The 16,472-nt window shown below is 39.8% G+C and carries 15 protein-coding genes, 1 tRNA gene and 1 rRNA gene; 9 read left to right on the forward strand and 8 right to left on the reverse strand.

Annotation, left to right across the window (positions count from 1 at the left end):
* Nucleotides 1-197: 197 nt before the first annotated feature.
* Nucleotides 198-309: ribosomal RNA gene (gene rrf, locus BMX11_RS19920) — 5S ribosomal RNA — on the forward strand.
* Nucleotides 310-602: 293 nt separating this feature from the next.
* Entirely contained in the window at nt 603-1,907 is a 1,305-nt protein-coding gene (locus tag BMX11_RS19925; protein ID WP_090887864.1) for a leucine-rich repeat-containing protein kinase family protein, read from the forward strand.
* A gap of 15 nt (nt 1,908-1,922) precedes the next feature.
* On the opposite strand, the gene rlmN is transcribed toward BMX11_RS19925, so the two are convergent.
* From rlmN to BMX11_RS19950, 5 genes are all read right to left on the reverse strand, one after another.
* A complete protein-coding gene (gene rlmN / locus BMX11_RS19930; RefSeq protein ID WP_090887868.1) occupies nt 1,923-2,969 on the reverse strand; it encodes a dual-specificity RNA methyltransferase RlmN in 1,047 nt (348 codons plus the stop codon).
* 78 nt (nt 2,970-3,047) lie between these two features.
* Nucleotides 3,048-3,455: a DUF3995 domain-containing protein gene (locus BMX11_RS19935; RefSeq protein ID WP_090887871.1), complete on the reverse strand. Its 408-nt coding sequence runs from the start codon at nt 3,453-3,455 to the stop codon at nt 3,048-3,050.
* Entirely contained in the window at nt 3,455-4,432 is a 978-nt protein-coding gene (gene rluF / locus BMX11_RS19940) for a 23S rRNA pseudouridine(2604) synthase RluF (protein ID WP_090887874.1), read from the reverse strand. Before rluF ends, BMX11_RS19935 begins: the two co-directional genes overlap by 1 nt.
* 321 nt (nt 4,433-4,753) lie before the next feature.
* Nucleotides 4,754-5,275: a DinB family protein gene (locus BMX11_RS19945; protein ID WP_245738725.1), complete on the reverse strand. Its 522-nt coding sequence runs from the start codon at nt 5,273-5,275 to the stop codon at nt 4,754-4,756.
* Nucleotides 5,276-5,395: 120 nt separating this feature from the next.
* Nucleotides 5,396-6,085, reverse strand: coding sequence for a helix-turn-helix transcriptional regulator (locus BMX11_RS19950; protein WP_090887877.1), 690 nt, complete (start codon nt 6,083-6,085; stop codon nt 5,396-5,398).
* Nucleotides 6,086-6,246: 161 nt separating this feature from the next.
* On the opposite strand from BMX11_RS19950, the gene BMX11_RS19955 reads away from it, so the two are divergent.
* Nucleotides 6,247-8,724, forward strand: a complete 2,478-nt coding sequence (locus BMX11_RS19955; RefSeq protein WP_090887880.1) for an ATP-binding protein — start codon at nt 6,247-6,249, stop codon at nt 8,722-8,724.
* Between the two features lie 9 nt (nt 8,725-8,733).
* Here BMX11_RS19955 and BMX11_RS19960 read toward each other — a convergent pair whose 3' ends face one another.
* The 3 genes from BMX11_RS19960 to BMX11_RS19970 all read right to left on the reverse strand — a co-directional run bounded on the left by BMX11_RS19960 (nt 8,734) and on the right by BMX11_RS19970 (nt 10,847).
* Nucleotides 8,734-10,065 carry a sigma-54-dependent transcriptional regulator gene (locus BMX11_RS19960; RefSeq protein WP_090887883.1) on the reverse strand — a complete coding sequence of 444 codons (1,332 nt, stop codon included), beginning with the start codon at nt 10,063-10,065 and terminating at the stop codon, nt 8,734-8,736.
* 68 nt (nt 10,066-10,133) lie between these two features.
* Nucleotides 10,134-10,448 carry a hypothetical protein gene (locus BMX11_RS19965; RefSeq protein WP_090887886.1) on the reverse strand — a complete coding sequence of 105 codons (315 nt, stop codon included), beginning with the start codon at nt 10,446-10,448 and terminating at the stop codon, nt 10,134-10,136.
* Nucleotides 10,449-10,532: 84 nt separating this feature from the next.
* Nucleotides 10,533-10,847, reverse strand: coding sequence for a hypothetical protein (locus BMX11_RS19970; protein ID WP_090887888.1), 315 nt, complete (start codon nt 10,845-10,847; stop codon nt 10,533-10,535).
* Nucleotides 10,848-11,708: 861 nt separating this feature from the next.
* Here BMX11_RS19970 and BMX11_RS19975 point away from each other — a divergent pair.
* From BMX11_RS19975 to dut, 6 genes are all read left to right on the forward strand, one after another.
* Nucleotides 11,709-11,781: transfer RNA gene (locus BMX11_RS19975), tRNA-Thr, on the forward strand.
* Nucleotides 11,782-11,888: 107 nt separating this feature from the next.
* Entirely contained in the window at nt 11,889-13,055 is a 1,167-nt protein-coding gene (locus BMX11_RS19980; RefSeq protein WP_090887891.1) for an amidohydrolase family protein, read from the forward strand.
* A 5-nt stretch (nt 13,056-13,060) separates the two neighbouring features.
* A complete protein-coding gene (locus BMX11_RS19985; RefSeq protein WP_090887894.1) occupies nt 13,061-14,005 on the forward strand; it encodes an NAD(P)H-dependent flavin oxidoreductase in 945 nt (314 codons plus the stop codon).
* Nucleotides 14,006-14,088: 83 nt separating this feature from the next.
* A complete protein-coding gene (locus BMX11_RS19990) occupies nt 14,089-14,409 on the forward strand; it encodes an acylphosphatase (protein WP_090887897.1) in 321 nt (106 codons plus the stop codon).
* Between the two features lie 82 nt (nt 14,410-14,491).
* On the forward strand, nt 14,492-15,973 hold the full coding sequence (locus BMX11_RS19995; protein ID WP_090887901.1) for a lipopolysaccharide biosynthesis protein: 1,482 nt from the start codon (nt 14,492-14,494) through the stop codon (nt 15,971-15,973).
* A gap of 22 nt (nt 15,974-15,995) precedes the next feature.
* Entirely contained in the window at nt 15,996-16,427 is a 432-nt protein-coding gene (dut, locus tag BMX11_RS20000; protein ID WP_090887904.1) for a dUTP diphosphatase, read from the forward strand.
* Nucleotides 16,428-16,472: the final 45 nt, after the last annotated feature.

Genomic DNA, 16,472 nt, shown 5'->3' on the forward strand with positions numbered 1-16,472 from the left:
ACAGATGTAAAGATGGCGACATCACAGTCGAGTAATACTAATCACCCGAAGCTTTCAAAGCAACAACACGTTGTTTGCTCTTCGAAACTTAACTTCTTTCAATAATATGTCATTTAGGTTGAAAGTTACAGGTTACAGGTTTTAAGTAAGTTTACTTATCACTTGGTACTTAACACTTATCACTTAAATAAAAATCTTCAGGTGCCTATATCGGCGGTGTCCACCTCTTCCCATTCCGAACAGAGAAGTTAAGCCCGCCAGAGCCGATGGTACTGCGGTAACACGTGGGAGAGTAGGTCGGTGCCAGATCTTAAAGAGGAACCCTTCAGTTAACACTGAGGGGTTTTCTTGTTTTAAAGGAGGCTATTAAAGGTGGATGCCATGGCCCAAATCGGTCCTAAAAAAATATAAGTATTTCTGCACCATCCACACCCAGCCATTGCGCCCTACACCTCCTACCTTACACACTATACCTCGAACCTTAGTTAAGATAGGTTAAGCACGTACTTTGAGGAGACTCAGGACTAAGTACTTCAGACTCCAGACTAATTTTCCCCTTTCCAAAGAAATCCCTTATCTTCGCCAAATAAAAATCCAATATTTTGCAGACTTTAAAGCAATTACTAAACGGAGAACTAAAAGGAGCAACATCAATAAAGCTTTCTGAAAATCTCACCGAATTCCCTGAAGCCATTTTCGATTTAGCAGAAACTTTAGAGGTGTTAGATTTGTCTTCCAATCAGCTATCTAAATTACCGGTAGATTTTGGCAGGCTCAAGAAACTTCGGATTTTTTTCTGTTCAGATAACTTGTTTACAGTATTGCCAGAAGTTATGGCAGAATGCCCATTGTTAGATATTGTAGGTTTTAAATCTAATCAAATAACGTTTATACCGCCACGTGCGCTAAACCCTAATTTAAGGTGGCTTATTTTAACCAATAATCAGATTTCAGTATTGCCCAAAGAGATTGGTAATTGTATCAGGATGCAAAAACTGATGTTGGCTGGCAATCGGATTTCCGAATTGCCACAGGAGCTCGGTAACTGCATGAACATGGGCTTACTCCGTATTTCAGCTAATCAGATAAAAATACTCCCAGAATGGTTACTTCAATTGCCAAAATTGGCTTGGCTGGCTTTTTCTGGTAATCAATTTAACAATAGCCCAAATATTAATAGTATCCCTGAAATTATTAGTGAAGATATTGAACTCAGTCATCAATTGGGTGAGGGCGCATCAGGCACTATCTATCGGGCAAAGCGACTAATTGAAAATGATCAATTAGATGTTGCAGTGAAGGTATTTAAAGGGACTGTAACAAGTGATGGTTTCCCGGAAGACGAAATGAAAGCCTTTATCGCTGCCGGGAATCATCCAGGATTAGTTAAGCTCCAGGGGGAAATCAATTTGATCAGTGAAAATAGAAAAGGCTTAGTGATGGATTTAATTCCGGCAGATTATTACAACCTGGGTAATCCGCCTAGTTTAATCAGCTGTACTAGAGATGTATTTAATCCAGAGAATAGCTTATCCACGGAGCAGATGCTGAAGATCGCTTCCACGATAGCATCAGTAGCGGCACAATTACATCAAAATGGAATTAAACATGGCGATTTATATGCACATAATATCCTGGTAGATGAGGAAGGAAATACTTTATTCAGTGATTTTGGAGCAGCTTCCTTTTATGATCAGAGAAATGCAAACCAGGCATTCTTCATCGAAAGGATTGAAGTACGTGCATATGGATATCTTTTAGACGATTTATTATCTATTGCCAAAACCACAGGCGAAACAATCACTTTGAATAAACTTTCAACTATTAGAACAAGATGCTTAGCTATGGATTTGGAAAGCCGCCCGAGTTTCAAAGAAATTGTAGATGAGTTGAGCCAGGTGGATTAAATCATCCAATAACAATTAAGCTTCTTTTACGGCAAGTTGACCGCATGCTGCATCGATATCCTTCCCTCTACTGCGGCGAATATTTGTTGTGATTCCCTGGCTCTTCAGGTAATTGGCAAATGCATCAATTTTGTCACCTTCAGCATTGGTGAAATCTGCAAAAGAAATCGGATTATATTCAATCAGGTTTACTTTACATGGAATATGCTTACAGAATTTGGCTAATTCCATGGCATCAGAAATCTCATCGTTAAAGTGATTGAAAACTATGTATTCGTAGGTTACAGGATTTTTAGTTTTAGCAAAATAATATTTTAACGCTTCAGAAAGTGCCTTTAAAGAGTTAGCCTCATTGATAGGCATAATTTCATTTCTCTTTTTATCGTTAGCCGCATGAAGGGAAAGGGCAAGGTTAAATTTAACCCCATCATCACCAAGCTTCTTAATCATCTTAGCAATACCAGCTGTAGAGACAGTAATCCGCTTGTAGCTCATATTGAGTCCGTCTGGAGCCGTAATCCGCTCAATAGATTTCAATACATTGGCATAGTTAAGCAGGGGTTCTCCCATACCCATATACACAATATTGGTTAAGGGATAGTTGTAGTTTTGCTTGGCTTGCTTGTCAATCAATACCACCTGATCATAAATTTCATCTGCGTTCAGATTCCGTTTTCTATCCATGTAGCCTGTTGCACAGAATTTACAGGTTAAACTGCATCCTACTTGCGAGCTCACACAGGCAGTCATGCGGTCATCCATCGGAATCAACACGCCTTCAACAATGTTGCCATCTACTAAACGAAAAGTATTTTTAATCGTTTGATCGCTACTGAATTGCGAATTGTTAACCTGTACGGCATTAATGGTAAAGCCATCAGATAAGGCTTTGCGCAGGTCTTTAGATAGATTACTCATCTCCTCAAAGCTCGTGGCCGATTTCTCCCAAAGCCACTGATAAATCTGTTTGGCTCTGAACGCAGGTTGCTGCATAGCAACGAGATGCTGCTGTAATTGAGGCAAATCTAGTGCACGAATATCTGTCTTTTTTGCTGTTACCATTTGTTACAAAGGTACTTAAAAAAGCGGTAAGGTAGAAAGATTGCAGCTTTAACTCGCTATAATTGACTAAATTTTACATTAATAGGCGGCAAGAAAAAACTCTGATATGGCAAGATAGGCACACAAAGGAATATAATACTGCCGGTCGTATCTGGCAAATACAGTGTTATTTATCTTTCTGAAAAGGCCTACATATCGAAAATCACCAATAACTCTGATGAAGAAAACAAAGGCAATGCCATAGCGGAGGTAATGGGGGACATCTATTTCGAAATGAAAGTTATGCGCAAAGGTAATGGCTGCAAAGGCAACTAATCCCAGGGCCACAACAAGGGTGCCGGTTTTGCCGGGATTAAAAACCAGATCGTGTTTTGCCGTAGCAGGGAGTGCAGCATCAATGCCCCATTTCCCACCTGCCATCCAATAGAAATGTACACCCGCCAGGAATAGAAAAATAGCCGTGTTAAAATAGATGATGCTGTTCATTATCTTCCTCTTTTTCTGCTCTGTGATCTGTCTGTTGATTTCGGCTTTGAAGGTCTGGCATTTCGATTTCCTGAGTTCCTCTTGCTATTACTTTTTGTAGCCCCTTGTACAGAATACTTTTTACCTGCAGATTTAGCCCCTGGGCCTTTAGCATTCGAAGTCGATTTTTTAGCAGGAGCGGCTTTAAATTCCGGAACCTCTTCCCAACTATTAACCTTCTTTTTTGCAGGCTTAGCTGGCTTTGTCTTGGTTTCTGAAGACGATTTCTCAACCATTTTCATGATCGACCCCATTTCCTGTTCGTCAAGCTCACGCCACTCGCCCAAGGGGATTCCCTTTAAGCTGATATTCATAATCCTAACACGCTCCAGCTTCGTCACCTCATATCCAAAATATTCGGTCATCCGGCGGATTTGTCTGTTTAAACCCTGTATTAACGTAATATTGAAAACATTTGCGTTAACCTGTCGTACCTTACATTTTTTAGTGTTCACACCTAAAATGGGTACACCATTAGCCATACCCTGAACAAAATCATCTGTTACTGGCTTATTTACAGTAACAATATATTCTTTTTCATGATTATTTCCTGCCCTTAGAATCTTATTAACAATATCTCCATTATTGGTTAGGAAAATAAGGCCTTGCGAATCTTTATCTAAACGACCAATAGGGAAAATACGTTGGCTGTAATTTACATAATCAACAATATTGTCTCTTACATTCGCCTCGGTGGTACTGGTAATGCCCACAGGTTTGTTGAAAGCTAAAAGAACAAAGTTTTCTTCCTCTTTAGGCTCAATATGATTACCATTTACAGTAACCCGATCTCCGGCATAGACCTGATCACCAACCTTCGCTTTCTTTCCATTGATGAAAACAGTGCCACGTTCAATAAACTTGTCGGCCTCTCGGCGCGAGCATAAGCCACTTTCACTGATGAATTTATTTAAACGGGTGGCAGAAGTATGTTGCATAGTTTTTAATGTTGAGACAAATATAAACTAAAAGCCTAAATTGAGGCAGTACTTTCTGTTTGATCAAGCCATTTGATCATATTGCTTATTAAGGTTTGCAAAGTGTCCTCATCAGTAATTTGATTTTCAGCATCACTTTGGCGTGGGCAAAGGAAATAAGCTCGGCAACAGTGCTTACTTCAAAAAGGATTAAGGATAGATTATCCGAATTGTCAATGGCTGATCGAAAATCGATTATTTTCTGTGGTGCTCCGTCAGGTCAAAATCGATTAAATAAAAAAACTCGACCAGGAACACCATCCCGGCCGAGTAAGCAAACGGCTAAAAGCTTTGACTATCGGCGCTTGGACCGTAACTTCCTGGCAGAGGAATATTCAAAAGTCTTAAGTAAACTCCCAATTGTGCGCGATGATGCGACGTTTGGCTCAAAGAATGGCGAATCGTTTCATACTTAGAATAATCTGCCAAAACCTGATCTCCATTTCTAAGTACCCAGCGGCCATTTAAATCTTCTTCTTTAGCATTTTCTAATGCGGCTTTGCCCGCTGAAACACTTTTATCTAAAATAGATAGCAATTCAGCGGTGTTGCTAACCGATGTTGGTCCAAAACCTGCAACGGCAAAATCCAATTCATCTGTTTTTAAGGCTAAATTTACCCAGGAAGGGATATCGGCTAAATGAGTGGCTAAATGCTCCATTTTCATGCTTTTTTCATGCGGTGCCCAGTCATACTTGTCTTCTGGTACCAATGCTAAAAATTTACGGGTAGTTTCTGCCTCATGCTGATACTCGGCGAGTAATAGTTGAATAATGTCCATAGTTTTATGTTTTGTTTTTTCCATTAAGTTTAGTTCCATTAGTAATAAATCGGGCATGCTCATGGTCTTTTGGGTTTTGTTAACACAAAGAAAATAACCCGGAGTGACAACCCTATGGCAGTGTAAAAAATGAAATAAAAAAAATTAAAAATTAACAGGAAGCATACTCATATAATCGTTTAACGGCATGTGATCAACTTTAAGGAAGGGCTTGTCGAGCGATTTTAAACAGATAATGCGGGTTAAGTTAAAATCCCGATACTGCTGACGCATATGACACCAGGCAATTAAATGCCAGCTAAAGGCGTAAAAAATTAGTCCAATAGGTTCTACCTCGCGTTTGCTTACTTCTTCTTTTGCATTCTTATAATCTAAGCTCACCATTAACCGCTCCGAAATGGCATGTTGGATTAACGACAGGAAATCAAAATTATAGGTTAACCTTTCAGGAACTTGTAAGCGAATGTGCTGGTTCAGTTTTTCCAGCTTTTCTTTTTGTGCCGATTTAAGTACTGCCTTTACTTTCGTTAATGCAGAGGAATAATGATTGCGAATAGAAAGATCGGCAAACCCATCCACCAGGCTTTCTACCAGAAGTAGGGCGTTGGCTTCCTCCATATTAAAAGATACCGGCGGCAAAAAATAGCCTTGCACCAGAAAATATCCCTTATGCTGCTCAAAACCAACAGGGATGCCCTGCTCTTGTAGTGCCTTCACATCGCGATAAACGGTACGAACACTCATATCAAAGCGTTCCGCGATCTTATCTGCTGAAATATATTTCTTAGACTGTAAAAGCGTAAGTATTCCGAATAGGCGGTCGATGCGGTTCATAGGTTAGGGCTTACGCTAAATTAAAGAAATAATTTAATCCGATCAGCATCCAATCTATTTATATCAAACTAAAACCGCCTTGGTATGTTATTTGTGAAGAAGAGGTATGCTTTTCTCTAAAAATACGTTTATTAAAGATTAGCGCAGTCAAAAGGCAATACATGGCAGTAGAAATTCAGAAACGTTTCTTAAGGGCAGTAAAAGGTAAAGTAATTATAGGGTTTCTTTTTGCCTGTTTTGCGCTGCTTATGGCCTGGGGCATCAGTAAGTTTGCCTTTACCAGGATGCTGGATACCGTAGAGGAAATTTCGGCACCTAACGATCGCCTGCGCCTCGTTAATGATCTCTCTCACAAAATTGCACGTCTGGATCAGTTGCAACGCGATGAGGCCATCAATAAACAAGGTAATCAGAGTTTTTTGAAAGAATCTCGAAAGCTACGGGCCAGTTTAGATACCTTAAGAAAGTTGTATGTTGGTGATTCTGCCCAGTTGGCCAGAATTAAATCGATCAAGAATTTATTAACCGATCGCGATAAGCAATTTATCATGTACCTCAAAGTAAGGGAAACCTTAGTCAACACCAAATCGTTCTCAGAAGAAGTACAAAAGCTAAATGATCTGGTTACCACAAGAGCAAAGCAAACCGATAGTGCCGTTTTAACCACCGAAACCACTACCTCTACCACAACCGTTGCACCAGACGAAGAGCAGAAATCAAGAAGCTTCCTCAGTAAACTTTTCGGTAAGAAAAAGAACGATGTTTATAAAATCATCAATGAAGAATTTAAGGTAAAACGAGATACGCTTAATGCCAAAGCAGAAGACAGTATCATGAAAAGTATGACCGGTTCTTTAAGGAATATTGAAAAAGAACAACGACAAAAAAGTGAGAAATTCCTTAAGCGTGAATCAGACCTATCTATTGCCAGTAATGCCCTTACCGGGCAAATGCTTCAAATTTTAAGGGAAGTAGAGAGTGAAGCCGTAGCGCAGGTAGATTTAAACGGTATACAGGCCAAACAGGTTGTAAACGATGGTATTACGCAAATTACCACCATTATTATAGCTTTCTTTTTAATTACGGTGATCTTATTGTATCTGATTTTGACAGATATCACCAAAAGTAATCGTTATCGGCGCGAACTGGAGCAGGCAAAAGATGAGGCCGAATACCATGGTAAGGCCAAACAACGGTTTTTATCGAATATGAGTCACGAAATCAGAACCCCACTACAATCCATCTTGGGCTATGCAGAACTGATTTCGCAACAAGATAATCCCAAAAAGAAAGATGTGGATGCCATTTATCAATCGGCTGTACATTTATTGCAGATCGTAAATGAAGTACTCGATTACAATCGGATTATTTCCGGAGAATTTAGCTTTCACAATCAGGACTTTAGTATCCGCAAAATTTTAGATGAGGTGGTGTCCGTTATGCGGCCGCTGGCAGAGCAGAAATCGTTACAATTAATTACCCAGTTAGATATTGATGATATTGAATTTGTAAAAGGCGATGCTTTCCGCTTAAAACAAATTTTGTTTAATCTATTAGGTAATGCGGTAAAATTTACCCTGAAGGGTGAGGTTAGTTTATTGGTTTCCTGTAAAAAGCAGGGCAACGATCTCCACTTTAACTTTAGCATTAAGGATACAGGAATAGGATTTGCCGAGGTTGATGTAGATCGGATTTTCAATGAATTTGAACAAATTGAATCCCCGGAAAAATACGTGATTAACCAAACCGGAACTGGCCTGGGATTGCCAATTGTTAAAGCGTTAATTGAAAGCCAGGGAGGAAGAATCTACGTGAAAAGTAAGCCGAGTAAAGGAACAACCTTTAATATATACTTAAAATATGAAGCCTCTGATGCACAGATTTCAGATACTTTTGATTTAGAGCATTATGCTATAGTAAACTCCGGCACCGTGTGGGTTATTGATGACGATCGGCTAATTTTAGACCTCTGCGGATTAATCTTCGAAAAGAACAATATTCCTTTTAAGCGGTTTAGCCATGTGGCTGATATTTTACATGAGGAACCCAATGAAGACCTGAAATACGTGCTGATCGATATGCGTATGCCTGAAATGACGGGTATGGAACTTTGCCATCTGCTTAAAAAGAGGCTTCCGGAAAGTGTTAAATTTTATGCCATTACCGCGCAGGTACTGCCTGAAGAACGTGAAATGGTGTTGAGTGAGGGTTTTGATGGCCTGATTTTGAAACCATTTAGAGCGGTAGATTTGTTGTCAATTTTTGATAAAGCTGCAATTGTTAATGCACCACAACCTGAATTCGATTTCTCTTCCATAGAGAAAATGACCTTCGGCGATCAGCAGATGCTGGAAAAAATATTGAATCGTTTTAAGCAAGATTGTATTGATGATGCCGCCGTACTTCGTGAAGCACTAAATCAGCAAGATCAGGATAAAAGCAGGTTGATTGTCCATCGCCTTGCTGGCAGAACCGCACAGATGGGGGCTAAAACATTGGCATCAGCCCTTAGACATTTAGAAATCGAAATTGCCAAAAGAGGCCTGAACGCACAGGTGATGAATGCCGTTCAAGCAGAACTGAAAAAGTTAGCGGCGCTAATTGCTTTTATGCAAGAAATGGATTACGCATCAAGCTAGTAGGGCATATTACTCTATGCCATAACGTTCCATTTTGGCATAAAGCGTTTTACGATCGATATTCAGAATTTTTGCTGCCTTAGATTTATTGTGTTTTACCTTAATCAGCGTTTCAGCAATCAAAGCTTTTTCATTTTGCTCATTCAGCGCTTTCAGATCAGAAGGATTACCTGCAGAAGTTTGTTGCTGTACCGCAATAGTCATTTCATCTGGCAAGGCCGTAATTTGAGCAGTTTCGCCAGGCGTGAGTAAAACCATTCTTTTAATTACATTACTCAGCTCCCTTAAATTGCCTGGCCAATCATAATTTAACAAGAGAGATTTCGCCTCAGCAGAAATATTTTTGACGTTTCTGCCTAAGTCGCGGTTAGAAAGCTGGATGAAGTGATTGATGAATAATTCGATATCGCTACCACGGTCTCTTAAGGGCGGCAACTGTATTTTAAATTCATTTAAACGATGGTACAAATCTTCCCTGAACTCGCCATGTTGCATGCTGCCTGCTAAATCATCATTGGTTGCTGTAATAATTCTTACGTTTACCGGAATTTGCTTGGTACTTCCCAAAGGCTGAATTACCCGCTCTTGAAGCGCACGAAGCAATTTTATCTGAACCTCATAACTTAAATTTCCAACCTCATCTAAAAATAACGTTCCGCCATCTGCCGCTTCAAATTGCCCTTTTTTATCGTTAAGCGCTCCTGTAAAGGCTCCCTTAATATGTCCGAACAGTTCGCTGGCAGCCAAATCTTTAGAAAGGGCACCACAATCTATCGCTACAAAAGGTTTGTCTGCACGCTTGCTTTCCTGATGTAATGTTCTTGCCGCAAATTCTTTTCCTGTACCACTTTCCCCTTGAATGATGACCGACATATCTGTTGGCGCAACCAGGGCAATGTGTTCATATAATCGATCAGCAATGGCACTTTTACCCCTAATTAAGTCAGATTCAGTAACTTGTATTTCAGCTGTGGCAGCATCTTTTTTGGTAAGGGAGTTTTTAATCACCATTAAAAGCTCGTCTGGGTTTACAGGCTTGGTGATATAGTCAAAGGCACCCATCTGCATAGATTTTACAGCAGTTCTTACATCATTAAAACTGGTCATGATAATAAGCGGAATAGCTAAGCCCAATTCGCGGATGTGGGAGAGTACATCCAAACCTACACCATCAGGTAGGCGGTAATCAATTAAAAGGAGATCAAAATCCTGACGCTCAATAGCCTTAAATGATTGTTTAATGTGTGTTACAAGGGTAATGTTGTGACCGTTTTTCGTTAAAAAACCTTCAAGTAATTGAGCAAAAGTGGTATCGTCTTCTAAAATCAGGATTCTCGCCATACAACAAAAATAAGAAAAGCCAGTTAAAAACTGGCCTTTCTTATACTAGGTAGATGTAATATTTAGGTTTATTGTACCGGTTTACCGTCTTTGTCAATTTTCACTGAACCTGTTTCAGCTTCTTTCTTAACATTAATCAGGTAATATTCTTTTGTACCTTCTTTAACCGACCAGGCTTCGGTTGGAGTCCAGCCTTTGTAAGCATCAGATTTCAATGCTGTAGTTACTGGCTCAGGTAATTCTTCCAATTTTACTGGAGTTTTTACCGCACTATCTTGAACAGCAACGATTGCTGTAGTTTTGAAATCTTTTACTTCACATGCATTTGCTGCTGTTAATCCTGCTAAAGCTAAAAAGGTAGCTGATAAAATGAACTTTTTCATGATGTTTTTATTTTAGTTCGCAATGCTTAACATTGCTGTGATTAATACTTATTTAATTATTGCAGAGCGCTACTTTAGTAAGGCTTATTGAACTGGCTTACCGTCTTTGTCAATTTTCACTGAACCAGTTTCAGCCTCTTTTTTCACATTGATCAAGAAGTACTCTTTAGCACCTTCTTTAACTGACCATGCTTCTGTTGCAGTCCATCCTTTGTAAGCATCAGATTTTAATGCTGTTGTTACCGGCTCTGGCAATTCTTCTAATTTCACTGGGGTTTTAACCGCACTATCTTGAACAGCTACGATAGCTGTAGTTTTTAAATCTTTTACTTCACTTGCGTTTGCTGCTGTTAATCCGGCTAGAGCTAAAAAGGTAGCTGATAAAATGAACTTTTTCATAGATATAATTTTTAAAATTAATTTGTGTAACAATACTTGCTAAGGTTTCATAATGATGCCAAAGCAACGATTTTTGTTTAATTAATTGATAATGAGGATATTGTATGTGTGCCAGAAAAAAATCCACTGTGGAATTTCTCCACACATTGTGGGTATCGGCTACAAAAAAGGTAGAATGATCCATGATTCGTGGCGCAAGAACCAGCTCCGATTGAAAAATAACCACCCTGCCTATGCGCAGCCTCAAACACCCCCTCCTTAAAAAGTAGGGGAGTTAGATTTACGATGCCTTGCATGATATGCCCCCTGGTTCGTGGCGCGCGAACCAGTTCGTTTGAAAAATTACCACCCCTGCCTATGCGCAGCCTCTCACACCCCCTCCTTAAAAAGTAGGGGAGTTAGATTTACGATGCCTTGCATGATATGCCCCCTGGTTCGTGGCGGGCGAACCAGTTCGTTTGAAAAATTACCACCCCTGCCTATGCGCAGCCTCTCACACCCCCTCCTTGAAAAGTAGGGGAGTTAGATTTACGATGCCTTGCATGATATAATCCCCTGGTTCATGGCGCAAGAACCAGTTCCGGTTGAAACAACCACCCCTGCCTATGCACAGCCTCTCACACCCCCTCCTTAAAAAGTTGGGGAGTTGCAACTGCAAACTGAACGTCTTAGGTGCCTAAGGTGGTTAATATGTATATCACGGTTTTGGGAGCGCTAACCTCTCTTTTTCTCTGTGAAAAACTTGGTGCCCTTTGTGTTTAAAAAAATTAAGATGATCTAAACGAAGATGTAACACCAAAAAAAATAAAATTCCTTTTTCAGAAAAGAAGCTTTTTTTCTATACTTGCAGCCCGAAAGAAAGCCTCCTTAGCTCAGCTGGTAGAGCAACTGACTTGTAATCAGTAGGTCATTGGTTCGATTCCGATAGGAGGCTCTTTTTTTACCTGATCTGGTATCTTTTCCCCCATTTTTTACAATTCTTTAAAAAAATCAGTACAAAATAATTCTTTTGCATCAGCGTATTCCGCTTAATTTGCACACATGCTTAAGTATATTTCAGCCGATTGGATTTTTCCTGTAAATAGTAGTCCAATCAAAAATGGTGTTATTGGCTTTAATAATGATGGAGAGATCAGGGAGGTTTTAAGGGCAGAAGATGCAGCAAATCTTAATGAGGAAATCAATTTCTATAAAGGTGCAATAGTTCCTGGCTTCATCAATACCCATTGTCACTTAGAACTTTCACATATGTTGAAACAGATTCCCGAACATACAGGTTTGGTTGATTTTGTTCAGCATATCATTAAAAACAGGCAACACGATGCTGCTGAAATAGAAACGGCCATGTTCACTGCAGATGCAGAAATGCACCAAAATGGAATCGTTGCTGTAGGCGATATTTCCAATCAGGTGGTTTCCAGAAAGATTAAAAGTGATAGCAACATTTACTACCATACCTTTATAGAAGCAATGGGCTTTAACCCCGAAAGAGCAACTGCGATTATGGATTATGCCAGGTCGACAAAAGCGCAGTTTGACCCGCTTCCTACATCCATTGTTCCCCATGCACCTTATTCAGTTTCCGCTGAATTGTTTAATTTAATTGAACAAGAAGCTCAAAAGAATCACGACTTACTTAGTGTCCATAACCAGGAATCAGCCGCCGAAGATGCTTTTTTTGTCGATCAAACAGGTGATTTTCTGAAACTGTATAAATTTCTGGGCTTAGATATAGATTTTTATCAACCTTCAGGCAAAAGTTCGTTGGAAAGCTGGTTACCTCGCATAAACCAACAGAAAACCTTGTTGGTACACAATACATTTACCCAAGAGGCAGATATCGCATTTGCAAAAGCCCAGAACCCCAATGTATATTGGTGCCTTTGTCCGCAAGCTAACCTTTATATAGAGCATGCCTTGCCTGATGTAGATTTATTGCGAAAGGCTAACGTCAAGATCACGCTCGGCACAGACAGTTTGGCGAGTAATCATCAATTGAATATCCTGGCAGAAATGAAGACCCTTCAGCAACATAAACAAGTTCCTTTTGAAGAACTGCTCCAGTGGGCCACCCAAAATGGAGGCGCTTTCTTAGGGCTTGATCATCAGTTGGGAAGTATAGAAGTTGGTAAAAAGCCGGGTTTAAATTTAATTCAGTTAAGTACCGACTGGGAAATTCTGAATGACCAGGTAGAAAAGATAATTTAAGATTTATGAATCCCATCTGCAACCTTTTCCATATAAAATATCCCATTATCCAGGCCGGAATGGTTTGGTGTAGTGGCTGGCGCCTGGCCTCCGCAGTTTCTAATACAGGCGGCTTAGGTATCATCGGGGCAGGTTCCATGTACCCTGAAGTACTTCGAGCACATATTCAGAAATGCAAAGCTGCAACAGCAAAACCCTTTGCAGTTAATATCCCATTACTCTATCCCAATATTAAAGAAATCATTGATATTGTTGTTGAGGAAGAGGTTAAAATAGTTTTTTCCTCAGCCGGTAATCCTGCCACCTGGACAAGCTTCCTCAAAGAAAAGGGAATTACGGTGGTGCATGTGGTGGCCAACACCAAATTTGCCTTAAAGGCACAGGAAGCCGGGGTAGATGCGATTGTTGCCGAGGGTTTTGAAGCAGGAGGGCACAACGGGAGAGAAGAAACCACAACCCTGTGTCTTATCCCAATAATTAAATCTGCGATAAAAATTCCTGTAATAGCAGCAGGGGGGATAGGCAGTGGTAAAGCCATGCTTGCCGCTTTCGCGCTTGGAGCCGATGCCGTTCAGGTAGGCTCTGCATTTGCTGTTGCCGAAGAATCTTCTGCACACCCGGCATTCAAAAATAAGATCATTTCAGCAACAGAAGGAGATACCAGACTGGCCATGAAGAAGCTGGTTCCGGTGAGGCTGTTAAAAAATGAGTTCGCTGAGGCTGTGGCAACCGCAGAGGCTGATGGCGCAAACAGAGAAGTATTGATCGCGCTGTTGGGTAGGGCTAGAGCTAAACTAGGGATGTTTGAAGGCGATATGGAAAATGGCGAGTTAGAAATTGGCCAGGTATCGGCCATGCTAAATGAAATTAAACCGGCGGGAGAGATTTTACAAGACATCTGGCAAGAATTTCTGGCCGAAAAGGATCGGGTTACCAAACTGGCGTTTTAAACACCCAAAGCAAATCTATTCGCCTTAAAAGATAAAATCAGAAATTAGTTTTACTTTTGAACGCAGCATTCAGGCTTAAATCTATGAGTAAACAAAGAGAACATCCCGCTTCATCAGGACTCAAACATCTCAATATTGTGGTTACCGGGAAAGTGCAAGGTGTATTTTTTAGGGCGAGTACAAAGGCTGTTGCCGATCAAATGGGTATTAAAGGTTTAGTGAAAAACCAAAAGGATGGTACCGTTTATATCGAAGCAGAGGGTAAACCGTTAATGTTAGATGCATTTCTGGATTGGTGCAAGGAAGGACCTGAAAAAGCTAAAGTAGAAGAAGTAACGGTTACCGAAGCCGAACTTAAAGACTTTAAAAACTTTGATGTAGTAAAGAAAAACCTGCTGTGGTAATTCCTGTTGAGCTAAATAAAATACTGTAAAACTGATTTATGCTACTGGCGCATCTGGTAGATAAGCGTAAAATTTAAATCCATTGTCTGTATATAAAAAGTTTGCTGGCCAAACACTCGTTTACGGTTTAAGTACCATATTCTCCAGGTTGTTCAATTTTATTTTGACTCCCATTTATACCGGCGTTTTTGCAACCGGTGTTTATGGGATTTTTACAACGTTGTTTGCGTACGCATCGATGATCAATGTTGTACTCACCTTCGGAATGGAGACCACTTTTTTCAGGTACTTAAATAAGCATGAAGATAAAAAGCAAGAGGTTTATAACAATTGCTTTTTAGTTATCGCATTTCTATCTTCCTTATTTTTAATTACGGGTTTAACCTTTTCTACTTATTTTGCCAAGTTTACTTTAAATAGCGATTTGTCAAACCTGACCGATCAAAAAATGTACATCCAGCTCCTGGTTGGTGTATTGTTTATCGATGCTATATCAGTTATCCCATTTGCTAAACTCCGTGCAGACGGAAAGCCTTTTCGATACAGCCTTTTGAAATTCATTAATATCGGATGTTTTGTTGGCCTTAATCTGGTTTTTATTTATGTTATTCCTTTCCTCATTCAAAAGGGATACGGTGCAGCATGGCTTTCATCGTGGTATCGCCCAAATTGGGTGGGTTATGTGTTTATATCTAATTTCGCAGCAAGTGTTCTTACACTAATCTTGCTTATTCCTCAGTTTTTGCAAATAAAAATTAAATTCAGCAAAGCGCTTTTTAGTAATATGTTTGGATATAGCTGGCCAGTTCTGGTGGCGAATCTTTCCTTTATTATTAATGAAAATCTAGATAAAATCTTACTGGGTAAGTATTTGCCGCAGTCTATAGCCGATCACGATACCGGTATTTATGGTGCCGTTTGTAAACTGGCTGTTTTTATAAGCATTTTTAATACGGCTTTCAGACTTGGAGCCGAACCTTTTTTCTTTAGTCACGCCAAGAATGAAAATGCCAGGAAAACTTACGCAACTATTCTGTATTATTTTGTATTGGCTTTAGCTATTCTATTTGTAGGACTTACTGCCAATATCGAAATCATTAAGCATTTTATCAATTCAAGATATTGGGTAGGTTTAAATGCCGTTCCATATCTTTTGTTTGGCTATGTTTGCTTAGGTATTTATATGAATTTGTCTGTTTGGTACCGGCTCTCTGATCAAACCCGTTTTGGACTTTACATATCTATGGTAGGTGCTGTTTTCACCATCATCATGAACATTATTCTTATCCCAAAATACAGTTATATAGGCTCTGCCATTGTTTCTATGCTGGCTTATTTCATCATTATGATTATTTCCTACGTTTTAGGACAAAAGTATTATCCCATTCCCTATAATCTTAAAAAGATGGGGTCTTACTTATTGGCTTCGCTGGTGTTGGTTTATTTATCTTTCTGGGTATTTGAAAGGAACATTTATATCGGAAATGGGTTACTTCTCCTGTTTATGGTAAGCATATTCTTGTTGGAGAAAAACGAAGTTAAAAAACTATTAAAGGGCAATTAGGATTAGTATATATCAGTTTACCATGCAAATCAAAATCATCAATAAATCGGCACATGCCTTACCGCAATATGAAACTGCTCATGCTGCTGGCATGGATTTAAGGGCCTCTATTGCCGAAGAAATTATACTTAAGCCCTTACAGCGGATGTTGGTTCCCACAGGACTTTTTATCGAGTTGCCTGTTGGCTATGAAGCACAGATCAGGCCCCGGAGTGGTTTGGCTTACAAACATGGAATCAGTATTGTAAATGCCCCCGGAACTATCGATGCAGATTATCGGGGAGAATTAAAAGTTTTACTCGTAAATTTATCTGATACAGATTTCAGTATTAATGATGGTGACCGGATTGCCCAGATGGTGATAGCGAAACATGAAACGGTTACCTGGCAGGCGGTAGCAGAACTTGGGGAAACAGCTCGTGGTGAAGGTGGGTACGGACATACGGGGAAGTAGCTGAAATGATTAATTTTGAAGGAGTGAATTTTGAATGATTGAATG

The organism is Pedobacter rhizosphaerae (genome assembly GCF_900111155.1).
Taxonomy (GTDB): Bacteria; Bacteroidota; Bacteroidia; order Sphingobacteriales; family Sphingobacteriaceae; genus Pedobacter; species Pedobacter rhizosphaerae.

Coding starts and splice junctions, on each gene's coding strand:
- BMX11_RS19965 (WP_090887886.1), bottom strand. CDS start 10,448: ATGAAAAAGTTCATTTTATCAGCTACCTTTTTAGCTTTAGCAGGATTA.
- BMX11_RS19955 (WP_090887880.1), top strand. CDS start 6,247: ATGGCAGTAGAAATTCAGAAACGTTTCTTAAGGGCAGTAAAAGGTAAA.
- BMX11_RS19950 (WP_090887877.1), bottom strand. CDS start 6,085: ATGAACCGCATCGACCGCCTATTCGGAATACTTACGCTTTTACAGTCT.
- BMX11_RS19960 (WP_090887883.1), bottom strand. CDS start 10,065: ATGGCGAGAATCCTGATTTTAGAAGACGATACCACTTTTGCTCAATTA.
- dut (WP_090887904.1), top strand. CDS start 15,996: ATGCAAATCAAAATCATCAATAAATCGGCACATGCCTTACCGCAATAT.
- BMX11_RS19935 (WP_090887871.1), bottom strand. CDS start 3,455: ATGAACAGCATCATCTATTTTAACACGGCTATTTTTCTATTCCTGGCG.
- BMX11_RS19945 (WP_245738725.1), bottom strand. CDS start 5,275: ATGGAAAAAACAAAACATAAAACTATGGACATTATTCAACTATTACTC.
- BMX11_RS19980 (WP_090887891.1), top strand. CDS start 11,889: ATGCTTAAGTATATTTCAGCCGATTGGATTTTTCCTGTAAATAGTAGT.
- rluF (WP_090887874.1), bottom strand. CDS start 4,432: ATGCAACATACTTCTGCCACCCGTTTAAATAAATTCATCAGTGAAAGT.
- BMX11_RS19990 (WP_090887897.1), top strand. CDS start 14,089: ATGAGTAAACAAAGAGAACATCCCGCTTCATCAGGACTCAAACATCTC.
- rlmN (WP_090887868.1), bottom strand. CDS start 2,969: ATGGTAACAGCAAAAAAGACAGATATTCGTGCACTAGATTTGCCTCAA.
- BMX11_RS19970 (WP_090887888.1), bottom strand. CDS start 10,847: ATGAAAAAGTTCATTTTATCAGCTACCTTTTTAGCTCTAGCCGGATTA.
- BMX11_RS19985 (WP_090887894.1), top strand. CDS start 13,061: ATGAATCCCATCTGCAACCTTTTCCATATAAAATATCCCATTATCCAG.